At 42.1% G+C, this 11,167-nt stretch carries 14 protein-coding genes and 1 pseudogene; 10 read left to right on the top strand and 5 right to left on the bottom strand.

Annotated elements, in window-relative coordinates; genetic code table 11:
* Positions 1-233 precede the first annotated feature (233 nt).
* The 5 genes and pseudogenes from AC4E8A_RS14800 (at position 234) to AC4E8A_RS14780 (ending at position 4,520) form a co-directional block, all read left to right on the top strand.
* Positions 234-1,497: pseudogene (locus AC4E8A_RS14800) on the top strand (peptidase).
* Between the two features lie 33 nt (positions 1,498-1,530).
* The gene (gene ablB / locus AC4E8A_RS14795) at positions 1,531-2,370 is read left to right on the top strand and encodes a putative beta-lysine N-acetyltransferase (RefSeq protein WP_490193937.1); all 840 of its coding nucleotides are present in this window, start codon (positions 1,531-1,533) and stop codon (positions 2,368-2,370) included.
* Positions 2,371-2,507: 137 nt separating this feature from the next.
* Positions 2,508-3,914 carry a lysine 2,3-aminomutase gene (kamA, locus tag AC4E8A_RS14790; protein ID WP_490193935.1) on the top strand — a complete coding sequence of 469 codons (1,407 nt, stop codon included), beginning with the start codon at positions 2,508-2,510 and terminating at the stop codon, positions 3,912-3,914.
* Between the two features lies 1 nt (position 3,915).
* Positions 3,916-4,194, top strand: a complete 279-nt coding sequence (locus AC4E8A_RS14785) for a YokU family protein (RefSeq protein ID WP_490198882.1) — start codon at positions 3,916-3,918, stop codon at positions 4,192-4,194.
* Between the two features lie 104 nt (positions 4,195-4,298).
* A complete protein-coding gene (locus tag AC4E8A_RS14780) occupies positions 4,299-4,520 on the top strand; it encodes a YozE family protein (RefSeq protein WP_490193933.1) in 222 nt (73 codons plus the stop codon).
* Positions 4,521-4,618: 98 nt separating this feature from the next.
* Here AC4E8A_RS14780 and AC4E8A_RS14775 read toward each other — a convergent pair whose 3' ends face one another.
* Positions 4,619-5,560, bottom strand: coding sequence for an IS30 family transposase (locus AC4E8A_RS14775; RefSeq protein WP_490193931.1), 942 nt, complete (start codon positions 5,558-5,560; stop codon positions 4,619-4,621).
* A 491-nt stretch (positions 5,561-6,051) separates the two neighbouring features.
* Between AC4E8A_RS14775 and AC4E8A_RS14770 the strand changes: the two genes are divergently transcribed.
* Positions 6,052-6,705: a hypothetical protein gene (locus tag AC4E8A_RS14770; protein WP_490193929.1), complete on the top strand. Its 654-nt coding sequence runs from the start codon at positions 6,052-6,054 to the stop codon at positions 6,703-6,705.
* A 1-nt stretch (position 6,706) separates the two neighbouring features.
* On the opposite strand, the gene AC4E8A_RS14765 is transcribed toward AC4E8A_RS14770, so the two are convergent.
* Positions 6,707-6,859, bottom strand: a complete 153-nt coding sequence (locus AC4E8A_RS14765; RefSeq protein ID WP_490193927.1) for a hypothetical protein — start codon at positions 6,857-6,859, stop codon at positions 6,707-6,709.
* Between the two features lie 146 nt (positions 6,860-7,005).
* Between AC4E8A_RS14765 and AC4E8A_RS14760 the strand changes: the two genes are divergently transcribed.
* Positions 7,006-7,185 carry a YozD family protein gene (locus AC4E8A_RS14760; protein ID WP_421378986.1) on the top strand — a complete coding sequence of 60 codons (180 nt, stop codon included), beginning with the start codon at positions 7,006-7,008 and terminating at the stop codon, positions 7,183-7,185.
* Positions 7,186-7,254: 69 nt separating this feature from the next.
* Here AC4E8A_RS14760 and AC4E8A_RS14755 read toward each other — a convergent pair whose 3' ends face one another.
* The gene (locus tag AC4E8A_RS14755; RefSeq protein WP_490193924.1) at positions 7,255-8,349 is read right to left on the bottom strand and encodes a DUF2515 family protein; all 1,095 of its coding nucleotides are present in this window, start codon (positions 8,347-8,349) and stop codon (positions 7,255-7,257) included.
* A gap of 238 nt (positions 8,350-8,587) precedes the next feature.
* Here AC4E8A_RS14755 and AC4E8A_RS14750 point away from each other — a divergent pair, with 238 nt between their 5' ends.
* From AC4E8A_RS14750 to AC4E8A_RS14740, 3 genes are all read left to right on the top strand, one after another.
* A complete protein-coding gene (locus AC4E8A_RS14750) occupies positions 8,588-9,379 on the top strand; it encodes a serine/threonine protein kinase (protein ID WP_490193922.1) in 792 nt (263 codons plus the stop codon).
* Positions 9,380-9,393: 14 nt separating this feature from the next.
* Positions 9,394-10,164 (top strand): sporulation protein, encoded by a 771-nt coding sequence (locus AC4E8A_RS14745; RefSeq protein ID WP_490193920.1) that lies wholly within the window; start codon positions 9,394-9,396, stop codon positions 10,162-10,164.
* A 96-nt stretch (positions 10,165-10,260) separates the two neighbouring features.
* On the top strand, positions 10,261-10,581 hold the full coding sequence (locus AC4E8A_RS14740) for a hypothetical protein (RefSeq protein ID WP_490193918.1): 321 nt from the start codon (positions 10,261-10,263) through the stop codon (positions 10,579-10,581).
* Positions 10,582-10,744: 163 nt separating this feature from the next.
* Here AC4E8A_RS14740 and AC4E8A_RS14735 read toward each other — a convergent pair whose 3' ends face one another.
* Together AC4E8A_RS14735 and AC4E8A_RS14730 are read right to left on the bottom strand one after the other, a co-directional pair.
* Positions 10,745-10,888, bottom strand: coding sequence for a hypothetical protein (locus tag AC4E8A_RS14735; RefSeq protein ID WP_490193916.1), 144 nt, complete (start codon positions 10,886-10,888; stop codon positions 10,745-10,747).
* 5 nt (positions 10,889-10,893) lie between these two features.
* A complete protein-coding gene (locus tag AC4E8A_RS14730) occupies positions 10,894-11,022 on the bottom strand; it encodes a hypothetical protein (RefSeq protein WP_276310261.1) in 129 nt (42 codons plus the stop codon).
* Positions 11,023-11,167 lie beyond the last annotated feature (145 nt).

Genomic DNA, 11,167 nt, shown 5'->3' with positions numbered 1-11,167 from the left:
TCCAGCTTCAAGGCACCAGCCGTTACCGTAACTCAGCCTTGCTCCTTCCGGTAAGTCAGCATCGAATTGCTCTGCACATCCTTTTTTCATTAACTGATGCGGTATCCTTCCAGTTCTTATGACGCTGACCGGGCCATTCCGGTTTATAGTCAGGCACAGCGGAAATGATGGTTATAGTGCAATGTTTACAAAAAACTCCTTTGAAATCACTTTACGAAAAGGAAGTGAAGGAAATGGAACATACTGCAGTTAAAGAGTGGATTCACCGCCAGGAAATGCAAGCTGTCCTGCTCTTGCAAAAACTAGTTCAGGAAAAAAGTGTTCGGGGGCAGGAGTCGAGGGCGCAGGCTGTCATCATTGAAAAATGCAGGGAAATCGGGCTGAAGCTTGATATCTGGGAAATACAAAAAAAGGATGTTATGAATCACCCATTCTATCGCTGTGACCGTGAAGATTTCTCAGGAAATCCAAATGTAATCGGGATTTTAAAAGGAAAAGGAGGAGGCAGGTCAATCATTCTCAATGGCCATATAGATGTTGTCCCGGAAGGGGATAAAACCGCATGGAATATGGATCCATTCAGCGGTGAGTATAGGAATGGAAAGGTGTTCGGAAGAGGAGCAACAGATATGAAAGGCGGAACAGTTGCTCTTTTATTAGCTATTGAAGCTTTGAAAGAAAATGGTGTCCACCTGAAAGGCGACGTCATTTTTCAAAGTGTAATCGAAGAAGAAAGCGGTGGAACAGGGACACTGGCAGCTTTAGTTAGAGGGTATAGTGCCGATGCTGCCATCATTCCGGAGCCGACCAACTTGAAGCTGTTTCCCAAACAGCAGGGGTCCATGTGGTTCAGGATCTTGGTGAAGGGCAAACAAGCCCATGGGGGAACAAGGTATGAGGGAATCAACGCCATTGAAAAGGGAGTTGCAGTTCTGAACGCATTGCAAGACTTGGAGAAAAGAAGAAATAAAGATATAAAGGATCCTCTCTATAGGAACATACCTATTCCATTTCCGATTAATATCGGCAAATTTGAAAGTGGAAAGTGGCCCTCTTCTGTGCCGGATCTTGCTGTGATCGAGGGAAGAATAGGCGTTGGTCCTCATGAGACGATGGAAGCTGTGGAAAAAGAAATGCAAGCCTGCCTGGAAGGGCTTGCAGGAAATGACAGTTGGTTTAGAAAGCATCCGGTCACTTTGGAATGGTTTGGCGGCAGGTGGCAGCCAGGCAGTCTCGAGAGTGATCATCCATTCATGGAAACTGTATGTGAAGCCTACACACAGGTTTTCCATTCACCTCCAGTGATTGAAGCATCTCCATGGGGTACGGACGGTGGCATCCTTTCAAAAGGGGGGGGATATACCTGTCATTATTTTTGGACCTGGAACAACCGAATCTGCCCATGATGCGAATGAGTATATTGAAGTGCCCCGAATTCTTCAATCAGCAGAAGTTATTGTATCTGCTATCATGGAATGGTGTGAAGTAGAAAAATAAAATAATTGTAATGGGAAAGAAAGAAGGGAAACCATGCAATACACAAAACAAATTTCGGGGAAGAAAGCCAAACTGAAAGTCTATTTTGACCATTTTAATGAAAGAATCAGAGTAGATGAATATTCGGGTAACCAGGACGAGGTTATACGGTTAGTACAACAATCAGCTGACGAACATTCTGCTCAAAAAGTCATTATAAAGGCGAGGAGTGAGCAGCTCCTCTACTTCTTGGAAAAAGGGTTTGAGCTTGAAGCCGTCATAAAAGGATTATTTAGAGGAAGTGATGGATATTTCCTGGCACGATTCATGACAGATGCGAGAAAACTGCCCTCACAGTGGAAGGGAACAGAAAAAATCTTCTCTGATGTTCAACAGCTTTCGGAAGAGTCGAGAAATCCCCTTCATAAATTCAAGATTCAAAAGGCAGGATCAGCCGATGCTGAAAGGCTTGCAGCTCTTTATGGAAAAGTATTTCCTGTCTATCCAGTACCATTGCAACAACCGGAATACATCCGGAAATCAATGGAGAATGGAACAATTTTCCTTTTCGTTGAGAAGGAGAAGGAAATCATAAGCGCTGCTTCAGCAGAAATTAACGCAGAACAGGTAAATGCTGAACTAACAGACTGTGCTACACTGCCTTCTTACAGAGGAGGCGGTTTGATGAAGCAGCTGCTCAGCGGATTGGAAGAGGAGTTGGCTAAACAGCAGATATTCTGTGTCTATACAATAGCCAGATCACTTTCTTTTGGAATGAATGCAGCCTTCAAACAGCTGGGATACCACTATGGAGGAAGGCTGGTGAACAACTGTTACATCTATGACAAGATGGAAGATATGAATATCTGGTGGAAGGATTTAAGTGAAGACTGACGGATTTCTTTTTTCTGGATGAAAATTTGAGACCATTTTTCCTGGCCCATCATAGCCTAGAAGTAACTGAAAACTGAATACTTGTGTTGAAAGTGCTGTCAGTCTAGTGAAATGATGGAGAAGGGTTGGTGTCTTAAATGTTGAATGATCTATATGAACCCAAGCGGCATTGGAAGGACATAGAAATGTGGAAGGATGTCACAGAAGAACAATGGAATGATTGGATCTGGCAATTGACAAACACTATCAGGACACTGGATGACCTGAAAAAAGTGATCGATTTAACCCCTGAGGAAGAAGAAGGGGTCAGGATCTCCACCAAAACGATCCCGCTGAACATTACTCCTTATTATGCCTGGTTAATGAATGAGAAGGATGCACGCTGTCCAATCAGAATGCAGTCTGTGCCAATAGGGCAAGAGATCCATAAAACGAAATATGATATGGAAGATCCCCTGCATGAAGACGAGGATTCTCCCGTCCCGGGTTTGACACATAGATATCCAGACCGAGTCCTCTTCCTTGTCACGAATCAATGCTCGATGTACTGTCGTTACTGTACACGCAGACGGTTTTCAGGGCAAATCGGCATGGGGGTGCCTAAAAAGCAGCTTGACGAAGCCATCAATTATATTCGTGAAACTCCCCAAGTGAGAGATGTACTCCTTTCTGGCGGGGATGGTCTTTTAATCAATGACAAAATTCTCGAATACATCCTTAAAAATCTAAGGGAGATTCCTCATGTGGAGATTATCCGGATCGGCACAAGAGCGCCTGTAGTGTTTCCTCAGAGAATCACAGAGAACTTATGCAAGATATTGAAAAAATATCATCCGGTATGGTTGAATACTCACTTCAACACCTCTATTGAAATTACCGAAGAATCAAAAAAAGCTTGCGAAATGCTGGCAGATGCAGGAGTGCCTGTCGGAAACCAGGCAGTGATCCTGGCAGGTATCAATGACAGTGTACCGATCATGAAGAAGCTAATGCATGACCTTGTCAAAATCCGTGTCCGTCCATACTATATTTATCAATGCGACCTCTCAGAAGGAATCGGTCACTTCAGGGCTCCCGTTTCTAAGGGGCTGGAAATTATTGAAGGACTGAGGGGGCATACTTCAGGGTACGCAGTCCCTACCTTTGTGGTAGATGCACCGGGAGGGGGAGGCAAGATTGCCCTTCAGCCGAATTACCTTATCTCTCAAAGTGCCGATAAGGTCGTTTTACGTAATTTCGAAGGAGTGATCACAACGTATCCTGAGCCGGAAAGCTATACTGCAGGCAGAGCGGATGACTACTTCAGCTCTATTTATCCCACCGGGGCCTTTAAATCAGAAATCGGGATCAATGGCCTGCTGAACGAATCGAAATCATCCCTGGTTCCTGAAGGGTTGAACAGATTGAATCGAAGAAAGAACTACGTAACAAATCCAGAGCATAAATCATTGAAGGATTTCCGTGAAAAGAGAGATTCTTTGAAGGAAAAGAAATATCAGGCACAGCTGAAGAAGATGGAAAAGGCAGAGTCTGATGATGAATGAAATGTTTGAATGTACATGGTGCGGGGAACAAAGAGCATATAGAAGCAGCGGTCCGGTTTTCTGGGAACTTCCTGACGGTTCCCAAGCAATTGAGATATTCGGTACTCCCCAGGTGTTTTGCAGCAGCTGTGGTATTGTCTTCACTGAGGAAGCGGTTACAGTTGAAATTGAAGACCAGTTGCTGCTTATTGACACGAAACTACTGGAAGATAAAGTTTCCTATCGCGATTTAATGAAATTCGAGAGAAAACTAAAAAGGAATTATTTCCGATTCGACTGAACAGGTCTTTACGCCGCCCTTTTGTTTTTGTATTCTTAAACAAAGACGAAAAATAAAGACAGAAATTCAATGATCAATCAGTTTTTACAGGGCAGGAGATTATAATGAGAAAATCATTTTACCACTTTTTAATGAAATACCGACAACCCACCGATCGCGATGAGCTCACGGCTTTCGCCAATAGTGTATACGACGACCTTGCATTCCCCAAGCAGGCAGAAGAGTATAACGAAGTCAGTTCCTACCTGGAATTGAACGGCCATTATCTTCAGAGCATGAGAGTATTTGATGAAGTGTGGGAAAGGTATCAAATTGAAGAAAAATAATTTTCAAAGCCGCCTGAGGTTTCAGGCGGCTTCAGCTTGCAGACAAAGTCCATCTCTGGATAAATTCTGCAAGCTTATTTTTTATATAAATTGTCAACTCAAGTCGAACACGGCAAGAAATTCATGAATACCTCAAATGGCGTATTATAATTGAGCACTTTCCGGGGGACCTGGTTAAACGTCAAGAGAAAGTCCATAATGTCCTTCTGGGTCATCCGGCTGAAATCAGTTCCTTTTGGGTATGTGCGCCTAATGCGGCCGTTGCTATTTTCATTGGTACCACGCTGACCTGGTTTGCCGGGATCCGAGAAGTAAAAGGGAACTTCCAGCCCTTTCTCCACTTCTTCCCAAAGATGAAATTCCTTGCCACGGTCTGCGGTGATGGACTTCACCACTTTTTTAGGCAAGTTTTTCAACACATGGATGATGGACTGGGCGGTTTCACTCGCCGTTTTTGCTGACAGTTTATAGATAATCTCAAACCGGCTGGTACGTTCGGTCAACGTGAGAATCTGACTTTTGTGCGACTTGCCAATGACTGTATCGACTTCCCAATGCCCGACTTGGCTTCGAGGCGCACTACGAGCATGAATTTTTTTAAGACGGGGCATCTTGCCTCGCGTTTCCGTCATGTTGTTTTTTAACTTCCGCCCTTTTCGAATCAGAAGCTTTTGGGACAGCTTAAACAGACCGAGGGCAGCGTACCGGTAAATGCTTGATACACTGATTGGAAAAGGGTTCTTATGCATTTTACAATACCGGCCTACAATGCTTTCAGGCGACCAGCCTAGCTTAAGTTTGGTCAAAATATAGTCAATATCTTCTTGATGGACCGTGCGTCTAGAACCGCAGTTTTCCCTCTTGGCATCGTAGTCGAGCTGAGCCTGCAGGGCATTATAAGGTTTACAGCGTTTTAGCTCGTAATGAATGGTGCTTTTGCTTCTTTTCAACTGTGAGGCAATGTAAGACAGCGATTTCTTTTCCAGGCAATAACTTTCGATTAATACACGTTCCTGTGGTACGATATGGGTATAGCTCATTTGGGAACACTCCTTAGTTGATTGGCGTTAACTATTGTGTACCCACTTGAGCTATTTTAATTTACGAGCCGTTCGACTTAATATGATAATCTACATTATTATTAACCTTTGTCCACCTGTCCCCCTAATCCAGCTGGTCGTGCACCTGCCTTCAACTACCTATTTGTATTTTGAATATTTTATAAAAGGAGAGCGTTTTCGCTTTTTATAAACTGATAAAGGCAGCACCCCATGTTGTAGTGGATAGCCATTGATGATCGATGTTTGTCTTCCTTGCAGTATTTTAACAGTCGTTATTAATCTCGCTCGTCGTGATTCCTATATCTCTTGCGGGAGACTTCCAGTTCGTACGGAGCTGAACGGCCGCTTGCGCTTTACAAGGCGCTTGCGCTCTTTTATAAAAATTCCCCTCCATAATAGGCTTCCTTTATTAGCGTTATTTCATGGCCTGCATATGATATTAACAAATAAGCTTAAGAGGAGGGGAGAAGATGGGCAAGCGGAAACAGCCAAAATTCAAGACAGGGGATACTGTTGTGGTAACAATCTATGGTACTGTCGGAAAGGTGACAAATATTAAGCTTTTAGAGGGAGAATATGTTTACGAAGTCAATGAAAGTGAAGGATTGTTCAAGGAAGATTGTTTGAGGCTGCTGGATGAATATGACGGCTACTTGCTGGAACAGGAGCAGATTGATATAGAATATAAATTCCTTTTTGGCGATCTGGTAAAAGTGAAAGGCTATGATCAGGATATTTTCAAAATCGTCGGGTTCCGAACAGAAATTTGGAGATATAAAGAAGATTCATGGGAAGATGTCATTTACGAGTTGACCAGAATCACGGACGGGGAATGGCTTGAGGCAGATGAAGAGGAACTGACCCTTATTGCAGATTATGATCAGGCCGAAACCTTCATTAAAAAATACGGAATCATGCTCCCTGCCAAAAAGAACCAGGCAGTGTTACCTTCTCCGAAATATCAGGATGACAGCTATGTGGACCGGCTTCTTGACCAATACAACGACCTAAAAGTATTGTATTATCTATTTAAAGATAAGAAATATAAACGAAAGATGAATACCATCGTCGATCAGCTGAAGAGTCACCTGAGTTCAAATTCTGATGCCATCGGTAAAGACTGATTCAAAGCAAACAGATAAGGAACACTGGAAAGCTCAAGATGACAAACGCCTTCAACATCCAATTCAGCAAGCGTTCCATTCCCTTAATGATCATTCCATCATCCTTCATGATATCTTCTTCCAAGAAACTTTTCAGTGTTTTGACTGTTTCCATTTTTACCTCTCCTCCAGCATGTAAAGATAAGATTTTTTGCTTTGTTTCCTCACTTTATGCTTGTCCAAGCAGGTGTATGAAAACTTTTTTCAACTTGCATAACTTTCTTTTGCTGTTCATAGATTGAAGTACAAGGGGGCGATACTATGCGTGAAATCGAAGTGTTTATCGATACGGAAGAAATTGCTGAATTTTTCTTTCAGGAGCTTGTCCGCAGAGGGTATGTACCCTCAGAAGAGGAACTGGAGGAAATAGCCGATATTACGTTTGAATATCTTATAGAGAAATGCATTATTGACGAGGAACCGAACGATGATGAGTATTAATTTCACATGAGGCAGATATTGTCTCTGCTACATACAAACGAAGCAGGCTTCCTGGCGAGGAAGTCTGCTTTAAGTTGGAATCCATTCAGCAGCCATTTTGATAAGAATTCGCGCCTGGAGTGATACATCAAAATGCTTAGGAATGAAAATAGAATTGAGCGCATCGACGTTTTGAATTGTATTTTGATGAACCCAATCTTCGTGGGAATATGTTTGTTCAAGATCGTCCAAGACAGCAGTCAGTGGCGGACTGAATACTTTTTGGCCATTCATTTTGTTGAGTGAATAACTTTCTGGCCAGTAATCGCTCCTTGAACCTGTATGAGGAGTTATGGAAGCAAATTCAAAAGAAGAATGATAAATATTTTTTTTCATAAGCAGAATGGCATAGAGCTTCTTCCCGATGTCTATACGGTTCTGCGCATTTTCAAAATGAGAGATACTCGTTCCAGCCAAAGAATAAGGTTTTTTACTCTTATTCCTTTTTCTATAGGGAAAGAGAACGGTTGTAAGTTCCATTCTGTCTTGAATCAGAAATAATAATTTTTCATAAAGGTGCTTTTCTTTGATCTTGGAAATGACCCTTCGTTGCAGCATACTTTGTTCATTTATGATTAAGGCAAGTGTCATTTCTGTTTTATCTCCGCTCATCCAAAACCGTTCCCAGAAAACAGCCATTGCCCGAGAAACGCCAAAAGCAGGGAGCAAGTGAAATAAGGGTGTCTTTTTTTCAACACTTTTCCGGTAAAGCAGGAGTTGGGGAAAGGCGTCATGAAAAATAGAGGCATTAGCTTTTTCAAGAAACAAATAAAAGTTCCTGGCTTCCCTTTCCTGAAGGAGGGAGGGAAGGAAATCTGCTTTTAGATCTGTCATATGGTACCCTGCATTTCTCGAAACCATATGAGCAAGGAAAGACCATTCGATTTCCTTATTTCTCTGGAAATAGTCAAGGTATGCTTTGGTTCTCGTACAATTATTTTTATTTTTGCGTGATGTTTCCGTTTTGATCCCTTCTATGATCTTTCTTTCATCCGGCAGAATGGCAAGAGGCTGATCGCTTTTCTTCATAATCAGTGATTTGATTTTGATAAGTTCATTTTCGGTTAATAGCGGGATTAATTTCTCCTTTGATTTGGTGAAACTCCCGAGTAAGGATAAAACCATAAATATCACCCCACAATGAAACTTTTTATGTTACTTTACCGTATAAAAACAAAGGAGGAATGACTTTGCTGAAAAAAATAATCAAACATTTATTAAAAAGTAAATCACACAAGAAATATTATTCATCCAGTGATTCCTGGAAGCATTATAAATCTCAGAAACATAAGCACTATGGGCATCATCATTATAAAAAGAAGTATAAAAGCAGTTTTTCGAGCTTTTTCAGCAGCTGAGCTAAATGGGCATCTGGAGAGAAGCGGTCAATTTTTTTGAAAAAGAATGGAAGCCCGGCTTCAGGGTTGGCAATTATATAGTGAAATCCTTATTGGGCAAAGGAAGCTATGGCACCGCTTATCTTGTGACAGACAAATCGAATGGCAGTCTTGCTGTGCTGAAAAGGCAGCGTACCTATAAAAGGCTGATTGACCACAACGGGAAATTATTGAATAGGGAAGCGGATGTATTGAAACATCTCGACGGCGTCCACTTTCCCAGACTTATCTCAACCGGCAAGCATAAGAACGTGCCCTACTTTGTCATGGAGTATTTTGAAGGAAGAACATTTGCTCAGCTGATTTTTGAAGAAGGAAAAACCTTTAACGAAAAAGAATCGTTGCTTATTGTCCAAGAAGTGATGAAGCTTGTCAGGATAATTCATGCAAAGGGGATTGTTCACAGAGATTTGAGAATCCCGAATATCCTTGACAGTGGAGGCAAAATGAAAATTATCGATTTTGGGCTTGCGGCCAATATAGCGAGCAATGATACAGCGATGCTCAAACATAGAGACTATATGCGCGAGAAAAGTGTGAGGGCTGACTATTATGCATTGGGACACTTCCTGCTCTTCCTTTTGTACTCTTCCTATAATAGTGGCGGGAAAAAGGAAAAAAGCTGGGAAGAAGAACTGGGGGTGTCTGCACACACAAAAGTCATCTTACGTAGACTGCTTCAGATTGAGAAACCATTTGAAAACTCAAGCCTTTTGATGAATTCTTTAGAAAATGCAATTCAAAAAGCTAAACAGTAATGGGAGGAATCGCGATGTCATTTTTTAATAAGGTATTTGCATCTGTAGGAATTGGTGCAGCTTCAGTGGATACAAAATTGGAAAAGGAGCGATATACGGCTGGCGAAAGAGTATCGGGCGTTGTTGAAGTGAAAGGCGGAAATGTTGAACAGGAGGTTGATTCTATCTACCTGAAGCTGTATACGACTTATATCAGGGAATCAGATGATAAAAAGTATACAGATAGTGCATGCATTGAAAAGATTCAGATAACGGAGCCGTTTGTCATACAAGCAAATGAAGTGAAACAGTTCCCTGTAAGCTTCGAGCTTCCATTCGACACCCCTGTGACTGTCGGCAGTACCCGCGTTTGGGTAGCAACAGGACTGGATATCAAGAATGCGATGGATCCCAGTGATAAGGATTATATTGAAATTTCCCCGAACGAGATGATGAACTCTGTTTTTTCATCTTTGGGCAGACTTGGATTTAAGCTGAGAAAGGCAGACTGCGAACAGGCATCACGGCATTTGCGGGGCAGAAATCCATTTGTGCAGGAATTTGAGTTTGTTCCGGTTACCGGCAGGTATAGCAGGAGGCTGGATGAATTGGAAGTCGTTTTCATGAGCCAGAGTCTGAATTCCGTGGATCTTTTGTTTGAGGTAGACCGTAAGGCAAGAGGCTTGGGGGGATTTCTTGCAGAGGCCCTGGATACGGATGAATCAATGGTGAAATTGTCAGTATCTGCAGCCGAAATACAGTCTATTGATGAAAGAATCACAAAACTGCTGGACCGATTCTCCTGAATTTTTTTCCTTCGACAAAAGCAGTCTTTTTCTGATGAAGGATTCGACATGGACAAGATCTAATTCTATAAGAACAAACCGAACGGAGGGGTTCTTATGGCATTGCTCGAAAAAATCATTCGTCCAAAATCCTATACAAAGACTTTTGATGTCACTATTTTTCAGACACCTGATTTCGGCCAGAGGAAAGGCTACCAAAAAGTTTATCGTATGGCTGTTCCTGCAGAGAATAGGTTGCAAGCCCTGGATCAAACTTTCCGCTTGTTCAATGTTCCGGATAGAATGCCAAATGATTATTATGGCCGCTACCTCACTACAGGAGATATTGTCTTTATTGATGAAGGGAGAAGGGGCCATTACTACTACAGGCTTGAGCCCGGCGGGTGGAATGAGGTAAATAGAATGATTATCAGATGACGTTACATACTCCGGCTCCTTTAGCTGGGGTTTTCTTTTTTTGTTGATGTTTAAAGGCTAGTTGGGTTGGAAGAATGCCAGAAAAGCAGCGGGATTGCGAAAAGGTAGAATTACCATACGCAAAAGAGAGCTGAAACATGTCAGCTCTCCATCAATAATGATTTTATTCGTTATGTCCCGGGGCGTTTTTACGCTTGCGGCCTGAATGTTCTTTGTTATGAGCATCGTGTTCGGCAACGATTGCTTCCGGTGGAATGTGATTGTTTTTCTTTGGTGCATTAATGCGTGCTCGGTGTTTTTTTCCCAAATCAGTTACCTCCCGCTGTTGAATCTTTCAGTTTTAGAAGAGTTTGGCTGGTTTCTGGAACGTGAAGATGGATTTGTGTTGTTGGCATATTCCACTGCCTGGCGAAGCTTCTTGCTCATTTTTTCATTAGCCATGATAATCCCTCCTTGACGATTAGTTTTGCCACTTCCATCTTTGTTATCCTTGGTATGAACTCATTGCATGAATTGGTAAAAAAGCTTACAATGTTCATGCATAGCCTTAAGATGCAGAAGTAATCTAAGGAATGGGCAAAATTGC

The organism is Bacillus sp. SRL337, assembly GCF_984799155.1.
The sequence above is the reverse complement of the archived record's forward strand: the minus strand, read 5'-3'. Positions and strand labels throughout refer to the sequence as shown.

Coding starts and splice junctions, on each gene's coding strand:
- ablB (WP_490193937.1), top strand. CDS start 1,531: ATGCAATACACAAAACAAATTTCGGGGAAGAAAGCCAAACTGAAAGTC.
- kamA (WP_490193935.1), top strand. CDS start 2,508: ATGTTGAATGATCTATATGAACCCAAGCGGCATTGGAAGGACATAGAA.
- AC4E8A_RS14785 (WP_490198882.1), top strand. CDS start 3,916: ATGTTTGAATGTACATGGTGCGGGGAACAAAGAGCATATAGAAGCAGC.
- AC4E8A_RS14780 (WP_490193933.1), top strand. CDS start 4,299: ATGAGAAAATCATTTTACCACTTTTTAATGAAATACCGACAACCCACC.
- AC4E8A_RS14775 (WP_490193931.1), bottom strand. CDS start 5,560: ATGAGCTATACCCATATCGTACCACAGGAACGTGTATTAATCGAAAGT.
- AC4E8A_RS14770 (WP_490193929.1), top strand. CDS start 6,052: ATGGGCAAGCGGAAACAGCCAAAATTCAAGACAGGGGATACTGTTGTG.
- AC4E8A_RS14765 (WP_490193927.1), bottom strand. CDS start 6,859: ATGGAAACAGTCAAAACACTGAAAAGTTTCTTGGAAGAAGATATCATG.
- AC4E8A_RS14760 (WP_421378986.1), top strand. CDS start 7,006: ATGCGTGAAATCGAAGTGTTTATCGATACGGAAGAAATTGCTGAATTT.
- AC4E8A_RS14755 (WP_490193924.1), bottom strand. CDS start 8,349: ATGGTTTTATCCTTACTCGGGAGTTTCACCAAATCAAAGGAGAAATTA.
- AC4E8A_RS14750 (WP_490193922.1), top strand. CDS start 8,588: ATGGGCATCTGGAGAGAAGCGGTCAATTTTTTTGAAAAAGAATGGAAG.
- AC4E8A_RS14745 (WP_490193920.1), top strand. CDS start 9,394: ATGTCATTTTTTAATAAGGTATTTGCATCTGTAGGAATTGGTGCAGCT.
- AC4E8A_RS14740 (WP_490193918.1), top strand. CDS start 10,261: ATGGCATTGCTCGAAAAAATCATTCGTCCAAAATCCTATACAAAGACT.
- AC4E8A_RS14730 (WP_276310261.1), bottom strand. CDS start 11,022: ATGGCTAATGAAAAAATGAGCAAGAAGCTTCGCCAGGCAGTGGAATAT.